Below are 23,009 nucleotides of genomic sequence, written 5' to 3'. Positions count from 1 at the left end.
GTGTTTGGATTGTCTTTATCCCATCCTTTGCCTCGCGAGTTGACGCGCCCCGTGCATGTGGGCGGCGTGCAGATCGGTGGTGGCGCTCCGGTCGTGGTTCAGTCTATGACCTGCACCGATACTGCTGATGCTCAGGCAACGCTTGCGCAAGTGTGCGCGTTGGCGCAGGCTGGCTGCGATATCGTGCGCGTGAGCGTGCCTACCGAGGCTGCGCTCGAGGGCTTTCGCACGATTTGTGCCGAGTCTCCGGTACCAATCGTCGCCGATATCCATTTTAACCATAAGCTTGCCATTGGCGCTGTCGAGGCTGGTGCCTCTAAGCTGCGCATCAACCCCGGCAATATCGGCGATTGGGCTAAGGTCGATGCCGTCATCGATGCCGCGGGTGCCGCGGGCTGCGCGATTCGCATTGGCGTGAACGCGGGCTCGCTTGAGCAAGATATTGCCGAGCGCGACGACCTCACGCAGCCCGAAAAGCTCGTGATGTCGAGCGAACGCTTTGTGCGGCACTTTGAGGACCGTGGGTTTACCAACATCGTGCTATCCGCCAAGGCCCATAGCGTACAGACGACACTTGATACCTATCGCGCCCTGTCGCGCGAGATACCGCATGTTCCGCTCCACCTGGGCGTGACGGAGGCGGGGACCAAGCTTCAGGGCACCATCAAGAGCTCTGTAGGCTTGGGTATCTTGCTTTCCGAAGGCATCGGTGACACCATGCGTGTGTCGCTCACGGCCGATCCGGTTGAGGAGCCGCCGGTCGCCTGGGGAATTCTACAGTCGCTGGGCCTGCGTCGCCGTGGTCCCGAGATCGTCTCGTGCCCCACGTGCGCCCGCTGCCAGGTTAACCTGATTCCCATCGCCGAGGAGGTCACCGAGCGGCTTAAGAACTATTCCGCGCCGCTTTCGATCGCCGTGATGGGATGTGCGGTCAACGGCCCCGGAGAGGCATCTGACGCCGACCTGGGTGTTGCCTGCGGACGTGGTCAGGGCCTGCTCTTTTCGCATGGCCAGATCATTGGTAAAGTAGCTGAGGATCAAATTGTCGACGCGCTTATGGCCGAGGTCGACAAACTTATTGAGGAGAAATAAATGACCCGAGCAATGTATATGTCTAAGCTCTATGCGCCGACGCTCAAAGAGGATCCGGCGGATGCCGAGCTAGCGAGCCACCGTCTGCTGCTTCGCGCTGGCATGATCCGCAAGGAGGCCGCCGGCCTGTATTCCTATCTGCCGCTCGCTTGGCGCTCGATCCGCAAGATCGAGAACATCGTGCGCGACGAGATGGATGCCGCCGGTGCTCAGGAGCTCATGATGCCCATCATGGTCGATGCCGAGCTGTGGCGTGAGTCCGGCCGTATCGATGCCTATGGCAAGGAGCTTGTGCGCTTTGATGACCGCCACGGCCGCGAGTTTGTGCTCGGACCCACGCACGAGGAGACCGTCACGGCCCTAGTGCGCAATGAGCTGCGCTCCTATAAGCAGCTGCCCGTCAACCTGTACCACATTCAGGACAAGTTCCGCGACGAGTTCCGCCCTCGCTTTGGCCTGATGCGCGGTCGCGAGTTCATCATGAAGGACGCCTACAGCTTCTCCGCCACGCAGGAGAGTCTGCAGGAGGAGTACGACAAGATGAAGCAGGCCTATGCCAACATTTGCGAGCGCTGCTACATCAAGGCTCTGCCCGTTGTCGCCGACTCCGGCGAGATCGGTGGCGATACCTCCGTCGAGTACATGGCTTTGGCCGACGCCGGCGAGGCTTCGCTCGTCTACTGCGACGATTGCGGCTTTGCTGCCGATGACGAGGCCGCAAGCACCAAGGTCGTTGTGACCGAGGGTCCTGGCGACGGTACGCTTACCAAGGTCGAGACTCCGGGCATGGGCACCATCGAGGCCGTTGCAAAGTTCTTCGGCTTCCCCGAGAACGGCACGCGTAAGTCTCTGGCACTCATCGACGCCGAGGGCAAGCCCGTCGTGGCCATTGTTCCGGGCGACCACGAGCTCAACGATTGCAAGGCCGAGCATGTCTTTGGCAAGGGCTATCGCATGATGACTGATGAGGAGCTCCAGACCTACGGTCTGCATAAGGGCTTTATCGGACCGGTTAACCTGCCCGAGGGCATTCGGCTGGTGTGCGACGAGAGCCTGCGCGAGTCCAAGCAGTGGGCCTGCGGTGCCAACGAGGTCGATTATCACTTTACCGGTGCCTGCCCCGAGCGCGACTTTACCGTCGACGAGTGGGCCGACCTGGTAACCGTCGTTGCCGGCGATCCCTGCCCGCACTGCGGCAAGCCGCTCTCTGCTGCTCGCGGCATCGAGGTTTCGCAGGTCTTCCAGCTGGGTACCAAGTATTCCGAGGCCATGGGCGCCACCTTTATGGACGAGGACGGCAAGGAGAAGCCGCTTATCATGGGTTGCTACGGCGTGGGCGTGTCCCGCTCGCTTGCTGCCGTCGTGGAGCAGCACAACGACGAGCACGGTATCGTCTGGCCGGTTTCCGTTGCCCCGTACGAGGTCGCTGTGATTCCGCTCGATCCCAAGAAGGAGGAGTGCGCAACCGTCTGCGACCAAATCGTCGAGGGCTTGTGCGCCGAGGGTATCGAGGTCGTCGTCGACGACCGTGACGAGCGTCCCGGCTTTAAGTTTGCCGATAACGACCTTATGGGATTCCCGTATCAGGTGGTGCTTGGCAAGCGTGGCCTTAAGAATGGCACCGTTGAGCTCAAGGACCGTGCCACGGGCGAGCGCGAGGACGTGGCGATTGACGAGGTCGTCGCCAAGGTTGCCGAGCTTGTTAAGGCGGCCCGCCGTTAATCGGCGATTTCACATGTAGTTCGAAATACGGGACGGCCCCGCATTTCTCCAGATCGGGGACATGTGGGGTCGTCCTTTTATCTTGTGGCATGCTCGATATCTAAAAGGAAAACCCCACAGCCCTAATGAGCTGCGGGGTTTTCTTGTGCCTCCGATGCGAAATAAATCGCTCAGATATTACTGATAATCGACGACGTCGATCCAGTTCTTCAGGAACTCATCGTTCACGTTGCGCTTACGAGCGAGCTCGGAAGCGGCGACGATGCTCGTCCACTGACGCACGACCTGCATGGGCATGTCGGCGCGGTCGCAGTAGAGCTCCAAGTAGGCCTCAGCCTGGTCCTTGCTGTTGAGGGCGAAGAGCAGGTAGGTGGTGGCAACGTCGGCAGCAGGGGAGCCCTGGGTGGCGTGTGCCCAGTCGCACACATAGAGCTGGCCGTCGTCGCCGACGATGACGTTGGAGGGGTTGAAGTCGCCGTGGCAGACCTTGAACTCCTTGGTCATGCCGTCCAGACGCTCCTGAAGGTTGTAGCGCGTGGTGGCATTGAGCTGATCAAGGCTGTCGATCATGCGGGCGAACTTGTCGCGCTGACGGTTGAGCAGCGGGGAGGTATAGCCGTGGATCTCGATCTGGAGGTCGACGAACATCTCGAGATACTCACCAAAGCGCTGGGGCTCGGCAGTCATCTTCTCGGCAAGGGTGGTGCCCGGAACCTTCTCGGTCACGAGCGCCCAGCCGTTGGCGTTCTCGAGCTGGGAAACCTCGAGAGCCTTGGGGCTGCGGATGCCGCACTCATTGATGCGGGCAAGATTCAAAGCCTCGTTGAACACGTCGGAGACAGGCTTGGTCTCGTTAAAGACCTTGACAATCTTGTCGCCCAGGTCGTAAACGACCTTGTTGCCACGGCGGACGAGCTCGGTCTTGGAATCGGGTAGCAGCATGGTTGCATCCTTTCAACGATGCGATAGAAGCGACGGCGGGGGTGTGTGAAACACCCGTGCACCCCCGCCGTTAAAAACCGTGCTAAAACTAGCAGACGGCGTAGTCCTGAGGCTCGCGGCCGTAGTAGGCGTCCAGGTAGAGCTCCTTGATCTCACTCATGAGCGGGTAGCGCGGGTTAGCGCCGGTGCACTGGTCGTTGAATGCCTGCTCGGTCATCTCGTCGAGGGTGTCGAGGAAGTACTGCTCGTCAACACCGTAGTCGGCGATGGTCTTCTTGACACCGATGAAGTCCTTGAGCTCCTCGAGCTTCGTGATGAAGTTCTCGAAGACCTCCTTGTCGTCCTTGCCCTCGATGCCGCAGTACTTGGCCATCTCGGCGTAGTTGTGCAGCGCGTTGGGGTAAGGATACTGGGAGAACGTGCCCATCTTGACGGGAGCCTCGGCGGCGTTGTAGCGCATAACGCGGGTCAGGATGACGGCGTTGGCGAGGCCGTGGGGCAGGTGATGGAAGGCGCCGAGCTTGTGAGCCATGGAGTGGTTGAGGCCCAGGAAGGCGTTGGCGAAGGCCATGCCGGCCATGCAGGAGGCGTTGTGCATCTCCTCGCGGGCGTGCGGGTCCTTGGCGCCGTTCGTGAAGCTGGAGGGCAGGTTCTCGAAGACGAGCTTAGCAGCGCGCTCGGAGAGGCCCTTGGTGTAGTCGGAAGCCATGATGGAGACGTAGGACTCGATGGCGTGGGTCATGACGTCGATGCCGGAGGCAGCGGTCAGGCCGCGCGGGGCGGTCATGCAGTTGTCGGCGTCGACGATAGCCATGTTGGGGAGCAGCGCGTAGTCGGCGAGCGGCCACTTGATGCCGGTCTCCTTGTCGGTGATAATGGCGAACGGCGTGCACTCGGAGCCGGTACCCGAAGAGGTCGGGACGGCGACGAAGTAGGCCTTCTTGCCCATCTCGGGGAAAGTGAAGATACGCTTGCGGATGTCCATGAAGTCCATGGCCATGTCCTCAAACTTGCACTCGGGGTGCTCGTACATCATCCACATGATCTTGCCGGCGTCCATAGCGGAGCCACCGCCGACGGCGATGATGACGTCCGGCTCAAAGAGAGCCATCTGCTTGGCGCCGCGACGTGCGCACTGCAGCGACGGATCGGGCTCGACGTCGTAGAAGCAGTCGTGGGCGATGCCCATCTCGTCGAGCTTGGCCTCGATGGCGCGGGTGTTGCCATTCTTGAAGAGGAACTGGTCGGTGACGATGAAGGCGCGCTTCTTGCCCATGACGGTACCGAGCTCGTCGAGGGCGACGGGCGTGGAACCCTTCTTGAAGTAGACCTTCTCGGGAGCGCGGAACCACAGCATGTTCTCACGGCGCTCGGCCACAGTCTTAACGTTGATCAAGTGCTTCACCCCAACGTTCTCGGAGACGGAGTTGCCGCCCCAGGAGCCGCAGCCCAGGGTCAGAGACGGCTTCATGCCAAAGTTGTACAGATCACCGATGCCGCCGTGCGAGGACGGGGTGTTGATGACGATACGGCAGGCCTTCATGACGTGCTCGAACAGACTGATCTTCTCGGCCTGGGCGGGGTGCACGTACAGAGAGGCGGTGTGGCCCGGGCCACCGGCGAGCACCAGGTGCTCGGCCTTGTCGACGGCCTCCTGGAAGTCCTTGGCGTGATACATGGCCAGGACCGGGGAGAGCTTCTCGTGGGAGAACTCTTCCTTGGCGGGGTCGGTGGAGGTGACCTCGGCGATCAGGATCTTGGTCTTGGCGGGAACCTCGATGCCGGCGAGCTCGGCGATCTTGGCGGCAGCCATGCCGGGAATGCGGTGATCGAGGGCGCCGTTCTTGAACATGGCGGCACGCAGGGCCTCCATCTCGGCACCCTGCTTGACGAAATAGCAGCCGCGCTTCTGGAACTCGGCCTTAACCTGGTCATAGATGGTGTCGATGACGGTCACGGACTGCTCGGAAGCGCAGATCATGCCGTTGTCGAAGGTCTTGGAGTGGATGATGGAGTTGACGGCGAGCAGCACGTCGGCGGTGTCGTCGATGACGACCGGGGTGTTACCGGCGCCAACGCCCAGGGCGGGCTTGCCCGAGGAGTAGGCGGCCTTGACCATGCCCGGGCCACCGGTGGCGAGGATGATGTCGACGTCGCGCATGACCATGTTGGTCAGCTCGATGGAGGGGACATCGACCCAGCCGATGATACCCTCGGGGGCGCCGGCCTTGACGGCGGCGTCAAGCACGAGCTTGGCGGCGGCGATGGTGCACTTGGCGGCAGCCGGGTGCGGGGAGATGATGATGGCGTTGCGGGTCTTCAGGCTGATCAGCGTCTTGAAGATCGCAGTGGAGGTGGGGTTGGTCGTCGGGATGACGGCGCCCACGATACCGATGGGCTCGGCGATCTTGGTGATGCCATAAGCCTCGTCGCGCTCCAGGACACCACAGGTCTTGGTGTTCTTGTAAGCGTTGTAGATGTACTCTGCGGCGTAGTGGTTCTTGATGACCTTGTCCTCAAGAACGCCGCGGCCGGTCTCCTCGATGGCCATCTTCGCCAACGGGATACGAGCCTTGTTGGCGGCCATGGCGGCCTCATAGAAGATCTTGTCGACCTGCTCCTGCGTGTACGTAGCAAAAAGCGCCTGGGCCTCTCGCATCTGAGCGAGCTTAGCCTCAAGCGCCTCTACGTTGTCCACAATTGCGGGAGTAGTGTTTTCCGGTGACTTTTTCACCATTTGTGTCTCCTTGCGATCGGAGATTTACCCTACGTCTTGCATGATAGCAAGAAATAATTCGGTAAACGGTAAGATTCCCGTAAAAGGCATACTAAAACGTTTCAATCAACTGAAACGTTTCAACTATAACTATCTGCCTATTGCATTGCCCCGCTCATTGGGGACAGACTTACATGAGTGCTTTCACTCATTTGGGACAGACATGGATTTGCGATTTTGCCGTTCTGGGCCTGTTTTTGGCGCGGATTGGCTATAAATAGGTCACAGGCTCAGCATTTCGCGTTCCTTCTCTCCTTTTAGGTGTTGCCTGTACGGCTTTGAAAGGAGAGACCATGCCCCGATGCGCCCGCGAAATTTCGCTCACCGGCTATTACCACGTCTTTGACCGCGGCAACTCCAAACAGATCATTTTTGAAGACGATTCCGACCGGTATCGTTTCTTATCGGACATCTCGGACAGGTTCGCGTGCCATGACGTGGCGGTGTTGGCCTGGTGCCTTATGGACAACCACTTCCATTTGATGGTTGATGATCCATTTGATAACCTTTCAAAGTCAATGCAGTGCGCGCTGACGGCCTATGCCAAGTATTTCAATGGGAAAACCGGAAGAACGGGCCACCTGTTTGATAATCGCTATTCGCGGGTCGCGGTCGAGTCGGACACGCAGGCGGTGCAGTTACTCGATTATATCCATCTTAATCCCGTGAAAGGCGCGCTCGACTCGCTCGAGGCGTACCGTTGGTCAAGCTATAAGGCATACCAGCTGGGCTACGATCCCTTTGACATCTGTGATGCGGCCCCCCATGCTCGATATTGTCGGGGGTTCCCGTCGCTATTGCGAGCATCTTAAGGAAGTTGCCGCGCGGATCTGGTCAGTTGAAATTCTTCCGCGTCGACGGATTCCCGACGAGGATGCCCTCACCGTCGCACGCGAGGCCCTGCCGAGCATTGATCCTGTGCTGCTCAAGGCCCTGCCGCGCCCCGAACGCGATGCCTGTCTGCTAAGGCTCAGGCGGGCCCATCTCACGGTCAAGCAAATTGCCCGTATCACCGGTATCGGCGCTACAAGCGTAACCAAGGCCACCACAGGCTGGAACGAGGCGGCCTGAGGTGTGGAGTGGGGCCGATCTATGCACTGTGAACTTAGGAAAGCATTCATCTAAGTCTGTCCCCAATGCGTGAAAACACTCATGTAAGTCTGTCCCCAATGAGTGCGAGTAAAAAAGGCGCCCTCCGTAGGTGAGGGCGCCTTTGGTAAGTTCTATGTGAACGCGAGGTCTTTGACCCGGAGAGTCCGAGGTACTTGTTGGTAAGACCTTATTTAGGAGCGCGCAACCTTGCCGGACTTGAGGCAGGTGGAGCAAACGTTCATCTTGCGACGGTGACCATCGACGACGACGTAAACGCGCTGGATGTTGGGGCGGAACTTACGGTTGGTGACGCGGTGAGAGTGGCTGATGGAGCGACCGGCAACGGGGTGCTTACCGCAAACTTCGCAAACTTTGGACATAACTGACCCTCCTTGGGCGACAAACGAACATGTCGCGTTAACAAACAAGCCTGAACTATAGCACAGAAGCAGCTCCCTGTGCGTAATCTACACAGAGATATTCCTCTTTTGGCGATAGTGCTCACGCCACGGCCCTGGACGTAGATCCGATTTGCGTGCAGCAGAGGGGATTATGCCAGCTCGTGCGTGCGTTTTCAAGCTCGTCCCACAAATATATATAGGTTTATGGAGCATTGGGCTCCGTTTACGGATTGTTCTGTATTTATGCTCGCAATTAAGCTCGAGGTTGGCTACACTATCCCTTGACCATTAAAGGGGTACGAGATACCCACATGGAATTACATAGCTGCCAAAGAGCAGCCCTTCCTGTGGGTGTCTGGTCCGCTTTAAGCGGTCGGGCATCTATTTTTTTGACTGTGTCAGCAGTCAAGACATGTGAGGAAGGAGATCGATGGGCACGACTTCCCCCAAGGCGGTCATCATGGACGAGACCGCCGTCAATCGAGCGATGACCCGCATCGCGCACGAGATTCTCGAGCGCAACGAGGGCTGTGAAGACCTCGCTCTGGTCGGCATCGTCACGCGCGGCGACCTTCTGGCAAAGAAGCTCGCCGAGGAGATCAAGGAGATCGAGGGCGTCGACGTTCCGCTCGGCAGCCTGGACATCAGCTTCTACCGCGATGACTATGCGACCAATTTCGCTCCCGCGATCCACGCTACCAACATTCCCTTCAGCGTCGACGGCAAGCGCGTCGTGCTGGTGGACGACATCCTGTATACGGGCCGTACTATCCGCGCCGCTCTGGACGCCGTTATGGACCTGGGCCGTCCGAGCCGCATCGAGCTGGCAGTTCTCGTTGACCGCGGTCACCGTGAGCTCCCCATCTCGCCGGACTTTGTCGGCAAGAACGTTCCCTCGTCGCATGAGGAGAACGTGCACCTATATATGAAGGAAGTAGACGGCCGCACCGCTGTCGAGATTAACGACGTCGCGCCGGGTTCCCACGTGGGCTCCGCGCCGCTGGGAGGTGAGTAGTACCGTGGCGTTCAACCATAAGCACCTGATCGACATTACCGAGTACTCCGAAGAGGACATCAAGCTCATCCTCGAGACCGCCAAGGCGTTCTCTGAGGTCAACGAGCGTGCGATCAAGAAGGTCCCCACGCTCAAGGGCAAGACCATCGTCAACATGTTCAACGAGCCCTCGACGCGCACCCGCAGCTCCTTCGAACTCGCCGAGAAGCGTCTTTCGGCCGACAGCCTCAACTTTGGCGGCTCCTCGACCTCCACGGTCAAGGGCGAGAGCCTCGTCGACACCGTCGAGACCCTCAACGCCTACAAGATTGATTGCATCGTCGTTCGCGATAAGCACGCCGGTGCTCCCTACATCGTCACGCAGAACTCGCCCGCGAGCGTCATCTGCGCCGGCGACGGCAAGCACAACCACCCCACGCAGGCCCTGCTCGACCTGTACACCATCTGGGAGCACAAGGGTGACTTCCACGGTCTGAAGGTCGCCGTCGTAGGCGATATCGCGCACTCCCGCGTCTGCGGCTCGCTGATCCCCGCCCTTAAGATTATGGGCTGCGAGACCTATGCCGTCGCCCCCGGCACGCTGCTGCCGCCGTCGCCCGAGGTCCTGGGCTGCGACCACGTGACGAGCGACCTCGATTCCGTCCTGCCCGAGCTGGACGTCGTCTACATGCTGCGCGTGCAGCAGGAGCGCCTCGAGGGTGCCCCGTTCCCGACCATTCGCGAGTACCACAAGCTCTTCGGCCTGACCAAGGACCGCGAGAAGCTCATGAAGCCCGACGCGATCATCTGCCACCCGGGCCCCATCAACCGCGGCGTCGAGTTCGACTCCTATATGGCCGACCACCCGCAACGCTCCGTCATCCTGGAGCAGGTCTACGCCGGTATCTGCGTGCGTATGGCTATCCTGTATCTGCTGCTTGGAGGTGCCGATAATGGCCTTGCTTCTTAAGAATGCCCACGTCGTCGACCCGTCCGTCGAGCTTGACGGTGTCGTTGACGTCCTGATTGACGGCGATAAGATCGCCGAGGTCGGCGAGAATCTCGCCGTCGAGGGAGCCGAGGTCCGCGACCTTTCCGGCAAGTACCTCGTCCCCGGCCTGGTGGATATGCACGTTCACCTTCGCGAGCCTGGCTTCGAGGTCAAAGAGGACATCGAGAGCGGCACCCGCGCTGCTGCCAAGGGCGGCTTCACCGGCGTGTGCGCCATGCCAAACACCGACCCCGTTACCGATAACGGAACCGTCGTTGAGTTCGTCAAGTCCCGCGCTGCCGAGGTCGGCCACTGCCGCGTCTATCCTTCTGGTGCTATGACTCGCGGCCTTAAGGGCGAGGCTATGTCCGAGATGGGCGATATGGTCGCCCACGGCGCCGTCGCCTTCACCGATGACGGTCGCGGCGTGCAGGGTGCGGGCATGCTCCGTCGCTGCATGGACTACGGCAAGATGTTCGGCAAGGTCTTTATGAGCCACTGCCAGGACGAGGATCTGGTCGGCCACGGCCAGATCAACGAGGGCAAGGTCTCGACCCGTCTGGCCCTCGAGGGTTGGCCGGCCGCCGGCGAGGAGCTTCAGATTGCCCGCGACATCGAGATTGCCAAGCTGACCGGTGCCAAGCTGCACATCCAGCACATCTCCACCGCTCATGGCCTGGAGCTCGTGCGTGCCGGTAAGGCTGCCGGTGTCCAGGTGACCTGCGAGGCCACCCCGCACCACATGTTCCTGACCGAGAACGACCTGGACGAGACCTACAACACCTCGCTCAAGGTCAATCCGCCGCTGCGCACCGACGAGGATGCCGAGGCCATCCGTCAGGGTGTCATCGACGGTACCGTCGACGCTATCGTTACCGACCACGCTCCCCACACCCCGTGGGAGAAGGCCCGCGAGTTCGAGCTCGCGCCCTTTGGAATGATTGGCCTCGAGACTTCGCTGTCGCTCGTGCTCACTGAGCTGGTCAACACGGGCAAGATGAGCGTGAGCCGCATGGTCGAGCTCATGGCCATCAAGCCGCGTGAGATTCTGGGCCTCGATCAGGTTCAGGTCAAGGCGGGCTCTGTCGCCGACCTGACCGTGTTCGACCCCTCCGCAACCTGGACGGTTGGCGAGGACGGTTACGAGTCGCGCGCCGAGAACTCCGGTTTTGCCGGCCGCACGCTCACCGGTCGTGCCACCGATGTATTTGTCGGTGGCAAGCAGACGCTCGCCGACGGCTGCATCTGCTAGCATAGCCTTATCGCTTTTGTGCGCGGCGCCCTTGCGGTGCCGCGCTTTCTGTTCGCCTGAACCATGCAACCGCATGGGGGATTGGAGCGTCTATGCCCACACCTTCCACTGCACGCATGCACGACTTCGAGGTCGTCTCGAACCGGGAGATCGCCGACGGCATCTTCTCGCTCGTCATCTCGGCCCCCAAGCTTGCAAGTGCGCTCAAGCCCGGTCAGTTTGTGAACATCGCCGTCCCCGGCGATGCGTCTTCTCTGCTTCGTGTGCCCTTGAGTTTCTACCGCGCCGACGCCGAGGCCGGCACCGTCGAGCTGTGGTACGCCGTCGTGGGCGACGATACCCGCCGTTTGTCCCAGATGGGCCCTGGCTCCACCTCTAACCTGTTGGGCCCCGGTGGCCGTGGCTGGATGGTACCCGAGGGCACCAGGAAGGCACTGCTCGTCGCCGGTGGCATCGGCGTTCCGCCTGTGCTGTGTCTTGCCGGCATGCTTGCCGAGCAGGGTGTTGATGTGGACGTGTGCCTGGGCTTTGGCACCGCTTCCAAAGTCGTGGGTGTCGATGAGTTCCGTGCGCTGGGCGCCACGGTTAACGTGTGCACCGACGACGGTTCGCTCGGCACGCACGGTTTTTGCACCGATCCGGCAGCCGAGCTGCTTGGAGAGGGCGGCTACGACTACGTCGCCAGCTGCGGCCCCGCCGTCATGATGAAGAAGGTCGCCGCCGCTGCCGCCGAGGCCGGTGTGTACTGCGAGGTGTCGCTCGAGCGCATGATGAGCTGTGGCTTTGGCGCCTGCAACACCTGCAATGTCGAGACGGTTGACGGTATGAAGGGTGCTTGTATGTGCGGCCCCGTGTTCGATGCTTCCAAGGTGGTGGTCTTCTAGTGGGTACCGTGAACATGGCCGTCGATTTCGGCGGCGTCAAGATGAAGAACCCCATTAACACCGCAGCCGGTACCTTTGGCTACGGTTGGCAGTTCCAGAACTTCTTTGATGTTTCCCAGCTGGGCGCCATCACTACCAAGGGTTGCGCTGCCGAGCCCTGGCCCGGCAATCCCGCGCCCCGCATGGCCGAAATTCCCGGCGGTATGATCAACTCCGTGGGTCTTCAGAACCCCGGCGTGGCCGCCTTTGCCCGCGAGTCCGGTCCGTGGCTCGAACAGCTGTCCAAGGACGGCTGCCAGGTCATCTGTCAGGTTGCCGGTCACTCCGTTGACGAGTTTGTCCGCGCACTCGAGATGTATGTCGAGCTATGCCCCTGGGCTGCCGGCTACGAGATCAACGTGAGCTGCCCCAACATCGCCGCCGGCGGTGCCGCCATGGGCTCCACGCCCGAGGGCGCCTCTTCCGTCATGGCCGCCTGCCGCAAGGTGACTGATAAGCCGCTGTTCGTGAAGATGGCGCCGGTCAACGTCGCTGAGATCGCCAAGGCCCTCGAGGCTGCCGGCGCCGACGGCCTTTCGGTCATCAACTCCATCCAGGGCATGGCCATCGACGTCCATACCCGCAAGTCCCGCGTGGCCAAGCCCAAGGGCGGCCTTTCGGGCCCGCTGTGCCACCACATCGCCGTGCGCATGGTCTGGGAGGTTGCCCAGGCCGTCGATATCCCCATCAACGGTGTCGGCGGTGTCATGACTGGCGAGGATGCGGCTGAGTTTATCCTGGCCGGCGCCACCTGCGTGTCGGTCGGCATGGCCAACTTCGTCGATCCGTGTGCTTCGCTTAAGATCGCGCATGAGCTCGAGGCCTGGGCCGAGTCCCAGGGCGTAAAGGACATCAACGAGCTGGTGGGTGCTTTCGAATGCTAGAGAATGATGCCCGCGACCGTGTTATCGTCGCCCTCGACTGCGACCGTGAGCGCGCGCTCGAGCTCGCCCACGAGCTTTCGGGCCATGCCACCTGGCTCAAGGTCGGCATGACGCTCTATTACGCTGAGGGTCCCCAGATCGTCAAGACCTTTAAGGACCTTGGCTTTAAGGTCTTCCTCGACCTTAAGTTCCATGACATTCCGCATCAGGTGCGCGGTGCCGCCCGCTCGGCCTCGCTTGCCGGTGCTGATCTGCTTTCGGTTCACGGCTTGGGTTCGGGCGCCATGCTCGCTGCCTGCCGCGAGGGTGCCGAGGAGGCGCGCGAGGACCGCGCCAAGCTCGTCGCCATCACCGTGCTCACGAGCATGAATCAGGATGCCTTGAGCGAGATCGGCGTCGAGTCGCCCGTGGCCGAGGAGGCCGCCCGCTTGGCAAAGCTTGCTCAGGCCAACGGCATCGATGGCATCGTGTGCTCACCGATGGAGGCTCACGACATGCGTGAGCTGCTGGGTCCTGATGCCCTGATCGTGACTCCGGGTGTGCGTCCGGTGGGTGCCGCCCTTGGTGACCAGTCCCGCGTGGCGACGCCTTCCCAGGCTATCGAGCGTGGCGCAAGCCACATTGTGGTGGGCCGTCCCATCACCGGTGCCGACGATCCGGTTGCCGCCTTTGACGCCATCGTCGCCGAGCTGGTCGAAAACGTCGCGTAAAAGATTCCCCTAAGTCACCACTTTTGGGTCTCATTAGCACAAAATAGCCCCTGTGCCTGCGTAAACTTTCCCATCCTTTGTGTGGAATCGCAGGTCAGGGGCTTAACTTTGGGCGCAGTATATTGCACTTTTTGCGGGTATCGTCTAACCTATGGAGCCGCGATTAGGCTTTTTGTGCGTTCTACGTGCTAAAATGCCAATTATTGAATCAGATATAACCCAACTATTTGGAGGTACGAATGGCACTCCCTCAGCTTACCGACGAGCAGCGCAAGCAGGCTCTTGAGAAGGCTGCTGCCGCACGTCACGCCCGCGCTGAGCTTCGCGAGCAGATCAAGAAGGGCGAGAAGTCCCTCGAGTCCGTGCTCAACTCCGATGACCCCATCGCTTCCCGCATGAAGGTTTCCACCCTCATCGAGTCTCTCCCCGGTTATGGCAAGGCCAAGGCCGCCAAGATCATGGAGGAGCTCGGTATCTCCGCTACTCGTCGCGTCCAGGGCCTCGGTGTCCGTCAGCGCGAGCAGCTCCTCGAGCAGCTGACCAAATAAGTGAGCGCTCAGGATTCCAAGCTCTTTGTGATTTCTGGACCGTCAGGCGCAGGCAAGGGTACGCTCGTCACTCGTGTGCGCGAGCGCCGCTCGAACCTGGGTCTGACGGTTTCGGCTACCACGCGAGCACCACGCAAAGGTGAGGTCGACGGCGTCAACTACTTTTTTCTGACGCGCGAGGAGTTCGACCGCCGCGTGGCAAACGGTGAGTTTGTTGAGTGGGCCGAGGTCCACGGTAACTGCTACGGCACGTTGGTGAGCGAGGTCACATCCAAGCTCGCCTCGGGCTCGTCTCTGATTTTGGAGATCGATGTCCAGGGCGCCCTGCAGGTGAAGGAGCGTTTCCCCGAGGCCGTGCTGATCTTTATCAAGCCGCCTTCGCTTGAGGTGCTCCGCGAGCGTCTAGTCGGTCGCGGTACCGAGACGCCCGAGACGATTGAGCTGCGTATGGCAAACGCCGCCGATGAGCTTGCCCTTGCCGACCGCTACGACGACGTCGTGGTGAATGACGATCTCGACCGCGCGACCGATGAGCTCGTTCGCGTTCTCGATATGCATGAAAGGATCTGAGGTCCGTGTCCGTTGTAAAGCCTTGCATTGACGATCTTCTGGAGAAGACCGATCACAACCGCTTCCTGCTCGCTTCGCTTGCCTCCAAGCGCGCCTGCGACATCAATAGCATGCTGCGTGGCCAGCACAACCGCGTGCTTGCCGTCCAGGATGTCGATGACATCACCATCGGGCTTTCCGGTGCCGATACCATCTCGATGGCTATGGACGAGATTGTCGACGGCGACATCTCTTACGACGAGGCCCGTTACGAGAAGGCGCTCGGCCACAAGGTTGCTGAAGCCTAAATGGCGGCTCGCGTCTGCCTAGTCCACTATCACGAGGTTGGGCTGAAGGGCAAGAACCGCGCACATTTTGAGCATATCCTCATGGATAACATCAAGGCGGCCTTGGCCGCCTTTTCCGTGAACGCCGTGTCTCGAATTTCCGGTTATATCCTCGTGACCTTTAACGAGCATCAGGCCGACGAGGCGGCGCGTGTCATCCGCACCGTCCCCGGCGTTGCCCGTGTCTCCCTGGCCTATCACACCAACCGCGACCCGCAGGAGTACTGCGCCGCCGCCGTGAAGGCGCTGCGCGAGTTTGGTTCCTTCGATTCGTTTAAGGTGCATGCCAAGCGCTCCAATACCGACTATGAGCTTACCTCGATCGATATCAATCGACAGGTTGGCGAGGTGCTGTGTGAGGCGTTTCCCGATAAAAAGGTCCAGATGCACGACCCCGACGCGATGGTGCACGTTCTGGTGGTTCAGGGTAGTGTCTACGTGTACGCGCGCTCCGAGCGCGGCGTTGGCGGCCTTCCGGTGGGTTCTGCCGGCAAGGTCGTGACGCTTCTGTCGTCGGGTATCGATTCTCCGGTGGCGACCTGGATGCTCGCGCGTCGCGGCGCGGTGTGCGTGCCGGTGCATTTCTCCGGTCGTCCGCAGACGCCCGACACGAGTGAATACCTGGTGCAGGACATCATCCGTGCGCTTGAGCCGGGTGTCCAGATCGGCCGCCTGTACGTGGTGCCGTTTGGCGACTGCCAGCGTGAGATTTCGGTCACCTGTCCCAGCAACCTGCGCGTGATCATGTATCGTCGCATTATGTATTCGGTTGCCGAGCGCATCGCGCACATCGAGGGCGCCAAGGCCATCGTTACGGGCGAATCGCTTGGGCAGGTTGCCTCTCAAACGCTTGAGAACATCATGGCTGTTAACGAGGCCGTGAAGATCCCCGTGTTCCGCCCTCTCATCGGTTCGGACAAGCAGGAGATCATCGCGCGCGCTGAGGAGATCGGTACGTTCGATATCTCGACTGAGGCCGCTCCCGACTGCTGCACGCTATTTATGCCGCGCCGTCCCGAGACGCACGCTAAACTCGATGCTGTGCATGAGGCCTGGGAGTTGTTCGATCACGAGGAGATGATCGAGCGCCTGCTCAAGCAGACCGAGTACATCGACTTCGAGAGCAACACGTATAAGGCCCCTAAGACCTTAAAGCGCAAACATTCGGAGCTTGCTCCGCGTGAGATTTACCAAGATCACGAGTAATTTTGTGCATAGACCGACGATGCGTCTGCATCGTCGGTCTTTTGCTATCTGGGCATTTTGCGGCTAAGTGTTCATTTGCTGACGCGTGCTTGAATATATGGACAGATTTGTGCAAGGTTTTGGTCAGCTTTTGGTTTGACCGCTAAAACCGGTTTTGGAGCGTGGCTGTTGCAGGGCTCTTTTCCTGGCACGATGTTGTTGGGAGGTTTTGCTATGGCGCAGCGCGAACAACACGAACGGGTCAAACGGATGGACCGCTTGGCGGACAAGCTGCTCGGTCATAAGGCAGTGGTGATGGCGATACTGGTTGTCATTGCGATGGCGAGCGGCTTGGCGATGGCGAACCTTGGCGGCGGTGCTAGCGGCGTGTCTTTTGAGCGGACTGATGGTTCGGGCTCGTTGGTGGAGCCGGGATCCGGCGATGCTTCGAGCGGAAAGACATCCGAAGGCTCTTCGCCTAAGGCGTCTGCTGCGGCAGAGGTCTATGTCGATGTTGATGGCGCCGTTGTGTCGCCCGGCGTATATCGTCTCAGGGACGGCGCGCGGGTGGCTCAGGCGATTGATGCCGCCGGCGGGCTGGCGCCCGAGGCAGACGTTACGGGGCTCAATCGGGCATCTAAGGTCACTGATGGACAAAAAATCCATGTTCCAACGGTAGGGGAGCAGCAGGCGTCCATTGCGGAGGCCGGTGTTGATGGTGGGGTTTCCGCATCATCGGGCGCGGGTGGCGCAACAGGCCTAGTAAACATCAATACGGCAAGCGCAGAAGAGCTGCAGACGCTTTCGGGCATCGGCCCCTCCATGGCCCAGTCGATTATCGATGAGCGGACAAAGAACGGTGCTTTTTCTTCGGTTGACGATCTGATGCGTGTGTCGGGAATCGGCGAGAAGAAGCTTGCCAAAATCAAAGATTCCATCTGCGTATGAGTGCGACCGAGCGCGAGCACGTGATGCCTCCGCGGCCCCTGATGCCGTGGACGATGGCCCTGTGTGCCGGCATGTGCGTGAGCTGCGCCTTGGTGCTCAGCATAGCCGCTGATGCGCTGCTGAGGGAGCAGGCGACGACGGTCGGGCCGCTATGGGCCATTCCCGTTGCGGCAGCGGTTTTCGTTGTGCTGGCTCACTCTTGTGCGCGGCTTGCCCCTTTGAAGCGGTGGCTGTATGCCGCGTCCGTCGGTCTCGTGGCGGGAGCGGTCGTCTCGGCGTGGTGGGCTGTGGGTGCGCTCAGCGCCTCGAAGGCGCTCGACGGTCGAGCGGCAAGCGGCCTCGAGTTTGTCGTGCAGGGTGATCCATCCATAAACGACGACGTGTATTCCTATACCTGCGAGGCACGCGCGGACGGTAAGAACTTGGCAACGGTTCGCCTATCGTGTGATCGTGAGCTCAAGGTCGGGGCGCACGTGCGTGTTATCGGTCGCGTTTCACGTATTGAGAACGATGCATATGGACGATCGCGCGTGCTCCGAGGCGAGGTGCGCAAGGTTAAAGCCGTTCGAGTCGTGTCGGTCGATGAGGGCTCTCCGGTGCCGCTGCTTCGGCTGAGAAATGGGCTGCTTGCGTCCATCGCGCCTGCGACCGACCCGGCGCGTGCGCTCATAGCCGGTGTCGTCTGCGGTCGTTCGGCCGAGCTGCGCGCCCAGCCGGCGGGCGACTGGTTTTCGGTGACGGGAACGGCACATCTTATCGCCGTCTCGGGCAGCCATTTGGCTATCGTGGGGTTTGTAATCGAGGGTGTATTGCAAAAGACTCGGTGCTCACGTGGGCTTCAGCGGGCCATATTGGCGATAACGCTTGTGGGCTATGCTGCCTTTACGGGCGCGTCTCCCTCGGCCGTGCGTGCGTGCTGCATGGTGTTCGTGACGCTTGTCGTAAACGGCGCGGGGCGTCGTCGGCACGGCGCATCGGCACTCTTCGTAACCATGTCCATCTTTGTGCTACTGCGGCCGACGGTGCTGTTCGAGATGGGCTTTCAACTCTCGTGTGCCAGCGTCTTAGCCATTCTGTGCTTTTGTCCCTATGCGACCTACGCTTTGGGTGAGCTAGGTGTGCCATCAGGCGTTGTCAGCGTGCTTTCCGTCACGCTGTGCTCACAACTGGCGACACTTCCCATTACCATTCCTGCCTTCGGTACGTTCTCGCTCATTGCTCCGCTGGCAAATGCGGTCATCGGTCCGGTGGTGAGCGTACTGCTCGCTGTGTCGATCGTGCTGGTTCCCTTTTCGTTCGTGGCACCGTTGCGGACTTGGGCGCTCGTTGTGCCCATGATTGCCGCCCGTTGCGCGCTGTTCTTCGAGCAGCTGTTTGCCGCCGTGCCGGGTGCATCCGTGAATGTGCCGCCCGATAGCATGTGGATTTACTTAGTGCCGTGTTTTCTGGTGGTTCTGCTGGTCTGGTGGCCGCGTCCCCGTGCACGTCCTATGGCGGTGGGGCTTGTATGCCTGGTGCTTTTGGCTGCGATTCCGTACGTCTACTGGGATCGATTCGCTCCGCCTTCGGTGACGGTGCTCGATGTGGGCCAGGCCGATGCGATTCTTATCCGCCAGGGCAGCGCAGTTGCACTCGTCGACTGCGGACTCGACGAGCGCGTGGTGGCGGCGTTGGTTCGCAATAACGTGCACCATATCGACGCCGTCTTTGTGACGCATTGGGATGAGGACCACTGGGGTGGTCTGCCTGCCGTGCTCGAACAGTTTTCGGTCGGAACGATTGCCGTGGCGGCGGATGCGCTGGAGGATGCTCCTGCCGAGGTATTGAACCGACCTGGCGTGGAGTATCGGCAGGTGCGCCGTGGGGATACGGTCGACATCGGCTCATTTTGCGCTCGCGTGATGTGGCCATTCGAGTTCGTGGATGGCGAGGGAAATGAGGACTCGCTTGTCCTGCTGCTCTCTTATGTTCAGGAAGGCAAGGGCCTGCGAATACTTCTCACCGGTGATGCCGAGCTCGACCAAGAGCGGGAATTCGTGCAGGAGGTGGGGGATATCGATGTCCTTAAACTTGGGCATCACGGCTCCAAGGTTTCAGTCGATGGCGAGGTGCTGGACGTCCTGAAGCCCGAGCTTTCTCTCGCAAGCGCCGGTGAGGGGAATCGATACGGCCATCCGTCCGATGCCTGCATCGATGCCGTTAAGGAAGCGGGTGGTGTGTTCGCGTGTACCATCGAACACGGCGACATTACCGTCACACCGACTGCGAATGGCTTTGCGATGCGATGCCAGCGACCGTGACGACGTCGTTGGCGTGTGGTGGGTCCCTGGGCTAGAATGGCACGGAACGAATACGAAGGCCTGCGGGAGGGGAGCGCAATGTCCGAAACCGGTTTGCTGCCGGCATATCTGATCGTCGGTACCGACGGAGTTAAGCGCGACCACGCCGTCTCGCGTATGAAAGCGCGTCTGGAAAAATCGGGTATGGTCGAGTTCAACCTCGACGAGCGCGACATGACCAAGGACCCCGATATCGAGTCTATTATCGGATCGCTTAACACCTTTCCCATGGGCAGCGAGTTTCGATTGGTAATCCTTGATGGCTGCTCAAAGCTCGCCAAAGCGGTTTCGGAGCCGCTCGTCGAGTATCTGGCGAGTCCCAGCCCCACAACGGTCTGCCTCATCATCGCCGACTCGCTTGCCAAGAACACGCGCCTGTATAAGGCGATCGCCAAGATCGACAAGAAGGCCGTGATCGATTGCTCCGGCACCAAGCGCTGGGAGCTACCGCGCCGCGTGCAGCAGATGGCGACGCAGCACGGCAAGTCGATCTCGATGGCGGCCGCCGAGGAACTCGTCTCGCGTTCGGGCGAAAACACGCGCATGCTCGATAACGACTTGGCTAAGCTTGCCCAGATGGTCGAGGCGCCCCAGATTGAGCTTGCCGACGTTGAGCGCTGGATTGTACGTACGGCCGAGATCCAACCCTGGGACTTCCTCAACGCCGTCTCGGCTCGCGATATGCGGCGTTCGCTCGAGCTCTTTAAGCTCCTGCCCTCCAAGAGCTACGTGTGGACTTACACATTGCTGTGCGGTCGCATTCGCGAGCTGATCGTCGCCAAGGCGCTCGACGCGCGTGGGCAGGGTCGCGAGCTGGCCGTAACGCTCAAGCTCCAGTCCTGGCAGGTCAAGAATCACCTTACCTGGGCGCGTCGTTTTTCGATGACCGAGCTCGTCGCAGCGCTCGAGGGTGCCGTTGATGTGGAGCTCGCGCTCAAGGGTTCGGCCGATTCTCAGACGGCGCTTTTGCTCTGGATTACGAACATCTTGAGAAAATCGTGATGATACCTGCCTATTTGACAAATTCGTTCTATCCCTTTGAGAGGGAGCGTGCTATAGTAGGCGCTTGCATGACCTCACCGTGTCTCAGAGGTGTCATACATTTTTTGCAAGGAACTCGAAAGGAACTCCAGAAGTGGCAAACATCAAGTCTCAGAAGAAGCGTATCCGCACCAATGAGGCAGCTCGCATGCGTAACAAGGCTGTCAAGTCCGAGCTCAAGACGCTGACCAAGCACGTCCAGTCCGCCGTCGCCGAGGGCGACGCCGAGAAGGCCCAGGCTGCCCTCAAGACCGTCACCAAGCGTCTCGACATGGCTGCCGCCAAGCATGTTATCCACAAGAACCAGGCTTCCAACCGCAAGTCCGGTCTTGCCAAGCTCGTGAACAGCATCAACGCCTAAGTTGTAAATTTCACACCACACAGATTACGCGCATAAATGGAGCCTGTTTTATGGAACAGGCTCCATTTTTTGTACCGCTCGGGTAAGATAGTCCGCATGAATACTTCAATTGACATTTCCCACATCCGCAACTTCTCGATCGTTGCGCACATCGACCATGGCAAGTCCACGATCAGTGACCGCATCCTCGAGCTCACCCATACCGTCGACGAACGCGACATGGAGTCGCAGCTGCTCGACACCATGGATATCGAGCGCGAGCGCGGCATTACGATCAAGTCCAATGCCGTCCGCGTTTCCTATGACGCCGACGATGGTGAGACGTATCAGTTCAATCTGATCGATACGCCGGGCCACGTTGACTTTACCTACGAGGTCTCGCGTTCTCTGGCCGCCTGCGAGGGCGCGGTGCTCGTCGTCGATGCCACCCAGGGTGTCGAGGCGCAGACCGTCTCCAACGCGACGCTCGCCATGAACGCCAACTTGGACATTGTTCCGGCCATCAACAAGATCGACCTTCCCTCGGCGCATCCCGACGAGGTTAAGACCGAGATCGAGGATGACCTGGCGATCCCTGCCGATGATGCCGTGTGCGTCTCGGGCAAGACCGGCGAGGGCATCCACGATCTGCTGGAGTCCATTGTCTTTTTGATCTCTCCGCCCAAGGGCGATGCGAACGCGCCGCTCAAGGCACTCATCCTGGATTCGTACTTCGACGAGTATCGTGGTGTCGTCGCCACGGTGCGCGTCTTTGACGGCTCTATCAAAAAGGGCGATACCCTGCTTATGATGCAGGTCAAGGGCGACTTTTTGGTCGACGGCGTGGGCGTCAAGCGTCCTGCCGAGACCCCGGTCGACGCGCTGACGGTCGGCGAGGTTGGCTATGTGGTCACGGGTCTGAAGGACCCCGAGGCTGTGCGCGTGGGCGATACCCTTACGTGGGCTTCCAACCCCTGTCCCGAGCCTCTGCCGGGCTACCGCGAGGCCAAGCCCATGGTCTACACGGGCCTGTTCCCGATCGACAACAAGGACTACGAGAACCTGCGCGACGCGCTCGATAAGCTGCACGTCAACGATCCGTCGTTGGTGTGGGAGCCCGAGACGTCGGTGGCGCTCGGTTTCGGCTTCCGCGTGGGCTTCCTGGGCCTGCTGCACATGGAAGTCGTCAAGGAACGCCTGGAGCGCGAGTTCAACCTGGACCTCATTGCCACGAGTCCCTCGGTCGACTATCACGTCTACAAGACCGACGGCGAAATGATCGATGTCCGCAGTCCGCAGGACCTTCCCGAGGCCACGCGCATCGAACGTATCGAGGAACCCTACCTCAAGGCAAAGATCATCTGTCCGCCTGAGTACACGGGTGCCGTCATGCAGCTCGCCATCGAGCACCGCGGCGTCACAACCGACATGATCCACCTGACGAGCAAATCGGTCGAGATGCGCTTCGATATGCCGCTCGCCGAGCTCATCTTGGACTTCTTCGATCAGCTCAAGAGCCGCACCAAGGGCTATGCCTCGCTCGACTACGAGTTCAACGAGTACCGTCCCTCCGAGCTCGTGAAGCTCGATATTTTGCTTTCGGGCGACGAGGTGGACGCGCTTTCGTTTATCGTCCATAAGGACAAGGCATATGGCCTGGCCCGTGGCCTGTGCGACAAGCTCAAGGAGATCATCCCGCGTCAGCTGTTCGAGGTGCCCATCCAGGGTGCTATCGGCAACAAGATCATCGCCCGTTCCACCGTCAAGGCGCGTCGCAAGGACGTTCTTGCTAAGTGCTACGGCGGCGATATCTCGCGTAAGCGCAAGCTGCTCGAGAAGCAGAAAGAGGGCAAGAAGCGTATGAAGGCCATCGGATCGGTCGAGGTCCCGCAGGAGGCGTTTATGGCGATCCTCAAGGTGGACGAGTAGGTCC

The 23,009-nt window shown here is 60.2% G+C and carries 22 protein-coding genes; 19 read left to right on the top strand and 3 right to left on the bottom strand.

Annotation, left to right across the window (positions count from 1 at the left end; all coding sequences use genetic code 11):
* Window positions 1–9 precede the first annotated feature (9 nt).
* Entirely contained in the window at window positions 10–1,092 is a 1,083-nt protein-coding gene (gene ispG / locus DWV32_RS02850; RefSeq protein WP_117564267.1) for a flavodoxin-dependent (E)-4-hydroxy-3-methylbut-2-enyl-diphosphate synthase, read from the top strand.
* Entirely contained in the window at window positions 1,093–2,814 is a 1,722-nt protein-coding gene (locus DWV32_RS02845; RefSeq protein WP_233502546.1) for a proline--tRNA ligase, read from the top strand.
* 177 nt (window positions 2,815–2,991) lie between these two features.
* On the opposite strand, the gene DWV32_RS02840 is transcribed toward DWV32_RS02845, so the two are convergent.
* Both DWV32_RS02840 and adhE read right to left on the bottom strand, forming a co-directional pair.
* Window positions 2,992–3,756, bottom strand: coding sequence for an aminoglycoside phosphotransferase family protein (locus DWV32_RS02840; protein ID WP_006236119.1), 765 nt, complete (start codon window positions 3,754–3,756; stop codon window positions 2,992–2,994).
* Window positions 3,757–3,844: 88 nt separating this feature from the next.
* On the bottom strand, window positions 3,845–6,493 hold the full coding sequence (gene adhE / locus DWV32_RS02835) for a bifunctional acetaldehyde-CoA/alcohol dehydrogenase (protein WP_055250041.1): 2,649 nt from the start codon (window positions 6,491–6,493) through the stop codon (window positions 3,845–3,847).
* A gap of 332 nt (window positions 6,494–6,825) precedes the next feature.
* Here adhE and DWV32_RS02830 point away from each other — a divergent pair, with 332 nt between their 5' ends.
* Together DWV32_RS02830 and DWV32_RS10105 are read left to right on the top strand one after the other, a co-directional pair.
* Window positions 6,826–7,344, top strand: a complete 519-nt coding sequence (locus DWV32_RS02830) for a transposase (protein ID WP_117757128.1) — start codon at window positions 6,826–6,828, stop codon at window positions 7,342–7,344.
* A complete protein-coding gene (locus DWV32_RS10105; RefSeq protein WP_147346205.1) occupies window positions 7,298–7,603 on the top strand; it encodes a hypothetical protein in 306 nt (101 codons plus the stop codon). The genes DWV32_RS02830 and DWV32_RS10105 overlap by 47 nt, the downstream gene beginning before the upstream one ends.
* 212 nt (window positions 7,604–7,815) lie before the next feature.
* Here DWV32_RS10105 and rpmB read toward each other — a convergent pair whose 3' ends face one another.
* Window positions 7,816–8,004, bottom strand: coding sequence for a 50S ribosomal protein L28 (gene rpmB / locus DWV32_RS02825; RefSeq protein ID WP_022094725.1), 189 nt, complete (start codon window positions 8,002–8,004; stop codon window positions 7,816–7,818).
* Between the two features lie 451 nt (window positions 8,005–8,455).
* Between rpmB and pyrR the strand changes: the two genes are divergently transcribed.
* The 15 genes from pyrR (at window position 8,456) to lepA (ending at window position 23,005) form a co-directional block, all read left to right on the top strand.
* Window positions 8,456–9,040: a bifunctional pyr operon transcriptional regulator/uracil phosphoribosyltransferase PyrR gene (gene pyrR, locus DWV32_RS02820; RefSeq protein WP_117654814.1), complete on the top strand. Its 585-nt coding sequence runs from the start codon at window positions 8,456–8,458 to the stop codon at window positions 9,038–9,040.
* 4 nt (window positions 9,041–9,044) lie between these two features.
* Window positions 9,045–9,989, top strand: a complete 945-nt coding sequence (locus tag DWV32_RS02815; RefSeq protein WP_055309882.1) for an aspartate carbamoyltransferase catalytic subunit — start codon at window positions 9,045–9,047, stop codon at window positions 9,987–9,989.
* Window positions 9,973–11,262: a dihydroorotase gene (locus DWV32_RS02810; RefSeq protein ID WP_117757127.1), complete on the top strand. Its 1,290-nt coding sequence runs from the start codon at window positions 9,973–9,975 to the stop codon at window positions 11,260–11,262. Before DWV32_RS02815 ends, DWV32_RS02810 begins: the two co-directional genes overlap by 17 nt.
* Window positions 11,263–11,378: 116 nt before the next feature.
* Entirely contained in the window at window positions 11,379–12,146 is a 768-nt protein-coding gene (locus DWV32_RS02805) for a dihydroorotate dehydrogenase electron transfer subunit (RefSeq protein WP_117564270.1), read from the top strand.
* Between the two features lie 14 nt (window positions 12,147–12,160).
* Complete coding sequence (locus DWV32_RS02800; RefSeq protein ID WP_187361812.1) at window positions 12,161–13,069, top strand: dihydroorotate dehydrogenase; 909 nt, start codon at window positions 12,161–12,163, stop codon at window positions 13,067–13,069.
* Complete coding sequence (pyrF, locus tag DWV32_RS02795) at window positions 13,063–13,779, top strand: orotidine-5'-phosphate decarboxylase (protein ID WP_117757125.1); 717 nt, start codon at window positions 13,063–13,065, stop codon at window positions 13,777–13,779. Before DWV32_RS02800 ends, pyrF begins: the two co-directional genes overlap by 7 nt.
* Before the next feature lie 239 nt (window positions 13,780–14,018).
* Window positions 14,019–14,327 (top strand): integration host factor, actinobacterial type, encoded by a 309-nt coding sequence (gene mihF, locus DWV32_RS02790; protein ID WP_006236130.1) that lies wholly within the window; start codon window positions 14,019–14,021, stop codon window positions 14,325–14,327.
* Complete coding sequence (gmk, locus tag DWV32_RS02785; RefSeq protein ID WP_099431806.1) at window positions 14,328–14,897, top strand: guanylate kinase; 570 nt, start codon at window positions 14,328–14,330, stop codon at window positions 14,895–14,897.
* Window positions 14,898–14,902: 5 nt separating this feature from the next.
* A complete protein-coding gene (locus DWV32_RS02780) occupies window positions 14,903–15,184 on the top strand; it encodes a DNA-directed RNA polymerase subunit omega (RefSeq protein ID WP_035138532.1) in 282 nt (93 codons plus the stop codon).
* Complete coding sequence (gene thiI / locus DWV32_RS02775) at window positions 15,185–16,429, top strand: tRNA uracil 4-sulfurtransferase ThiI (protein ID WP_006235944.1); 1,245 nt, start codon at window positions 15,185–15,187, stop codon at window positions 16,427–16,429.
* A 213-nt stretch (window positions 16,430–16,642) separates the two neighbouring features.
* Window positions 16,643–17,356: a ComEA family DNA-binding protein gene (locus DWV32_RS02770; RefSeq protein ID WP_117757170.1), complete on the top strand. Its 714-nt coding sequence runs from the start codon at window positions 16,643–16,645 to the stop codon at window positions 17,354–17,356.
* A complete protein-coding gene (locus DWV32_RS02765; RefSeq protein WP_117757124.1) occupies window positions 17,353–19,656 on the top strand; it encodes a DNA internalization-related competence protein ComEC/Rec2 in 2,304 nt (767 codons plus the stop codon). Before DWV32_RS02770 ends, DWV32_RS02765 begins: the two co-directional genes overlap by 4 nt.
* Before the next feature lie 78 nt (window positions 19,657–19,734).
* Complete coding sequence (gene holA, locus DWV32_RS02760) at window positions 19,735–20,697, top strand: DNA polymerase III subunit delta (protein WP_117757123.1); 963 nt, start codon at window positions 19,735–19,737, stop codon at window positions 20,695–20,697.
* Window positions 20,698–20,830: 133 nt separating this feature from the next.
* Entirely contained in the window at window positions 20,831–21,097 is a 267-nt protein-coding gene (gene rpsT, locus DWV32_RS02755) for a 30S ribosomal protein S20 (RefSeq protein WP_022094714.1), read from the top strand.
* Between the two features lie 96 nt (window positions 21,098–21,193).
* Window positions 21,194–23,005, top strand: coding sequence for a translation elongation factor 4 (gene lepA / locus DWV32_RS02750; protein ID WP_117757122.1), 1,812 nt, complete (start codon window positions 21,194–21,196; stop codon window positions 23,003–23,005).
* Window positions 23,006–23,009 lie beyond the last annotated feature (4 nt).

The sequence above is a fragment of the Collinsella sp. AF04-24 genome, from assembly GCF_003465685.1.
In the GTDB taxonomy this organism is placed as follows: Bacteria; Actinomycetota; Coriobacteriia; order Coriobacteriales; family Coriobacteriaceae; genus Collinsella; species Collinsella aerofaciens_AP.
This window is presented reverse-complemented; position numbering and strand designations above follow the sequence as displayed.

What these genes read in the sequence shown, in the direction of transcription:
- DWV32_RS02800 (WP_187361812.1), top strand. Translation starts at nt 12,161, where the DNA reads ATGGCCGTCGATTTCGGCGGCGTCAAGATGAAGAACCCCATTAACACC.
- rpmB (WP_022094725.1), bottom strand. Translation starts at nt 8,004, where the DNA reads ATGTCCAAAGTTTGCGAAGTTTGCGGTAAGCACCCCGTTGCCGGTCGC.
- DWV32_RS02770 (WP_117757170.1), top strand. Translation starts at nt 16,643, where the DNA reads ATGGCGCAGCGCGAACAACACGAACGGGTCAAACGGATGGACCGCTTG.
- pyrF (WP_117757125.1), top strand. Translation starts at nt 13,063, where the DNA reads ATGCTAGAGAATGATGCCCGCGACCGTGTTATCGTCGCCCTCGACTGC.
- holA (WP_117757123.1), top strand. Translation starts at nt 19,735, where the DNA reads ATGTCCGAAACCGGTTTGCTGCCGGCATATCTGATCGTCGGTACCGAC.
- DWV32_RS02810 (WP_117757127.1), top strand. Translation starts at nt 9,973, where the DNA reads ATGGCCTTGCTTCTTAAGAATGCCCACGTCGTCGACCCGTCCGTCGAG.
- DWV32_RS02830 (WP_117757128.1), top strand. Translation starts at nt 6,826, where the DNA reads ATGCCCCGATGCGCCCGCGAAATTTCGCTCACCGGCTATTACCACGTC.
- thiI (WP_006235944.1), top strand. Translation starts at nt 15,185, where the DNA reads ATGGCGGCTCGCGTCTGCCTAGTCCACTATCACGAGGTTGGGCTGAAG.
- DWV32_RS02845 (WP_233502546.1), top strand. Translation starts at nt 1,093, where the DNA reads ATGACCCGAGCAATGTATATGTCTAAGCTCTATGCGCCGACGCTCAAA.
- DWV32_RS02840 (WP_006236119.1), bottom strand. Translation starts at nt 3,756, where the DNA reads ATGCTGCTACCCGATTCCAAGACCGAGCTCGTCCGCCGTGGCAACAAG.
- mihF (WP_006236130.1), top strand. Translation starts at nt 14,019, where the DNA reads ATGGCACTCCCTCAGCTTACCGACGAGCAGCGCAAGCAGGCTCTTGAG.
- DWV32_RS10105 (WP_147346205.1), top strand. Translation starts at nt 7,298, where the DNA reads ATGCTCGATATTGTCGGGGGTTCCCGTCGCTATTGCGAGCATCTTAAG.
- pyrR (WP_117654814.1), top strand. Translation starts at nt 8,456, where the DNA reads ATGGGCACGACTTCCCCCAAGGCGGTCATCATGGACGAGACCGCCGTC.
- DWV32_RS02765 (WP_117757124.1), top strand. Translation starts at nt 17,353, where the DNA reads ATGAGTGCGACCGAGCGCGAGCACGTGATGCCTCCGCGGCCCCTGATG.
- adhE (WP_055250041.1), bottom strand. Translation starts at nt 6,493, where the DNA reads ATGGTGAAAAAGTCACCGGAAAACACTACTCCCGCAATTGTGGACAAC.
- lepA (WP_117757122.1), top strand. Translation starts at nt 21,194, where the DNA reads ATGAATACTTCAATTGACATTTCCCACATCCGCAACTTCTCGATCGTT.
- DWV32_RS02805 (WP_117564270.1), top strand. Translation starts at nt 11,379, where the DNA reads ATGCACGACTTCGAGGTCGTCTCGAACCGGGAGATCGCCGACGGCATC.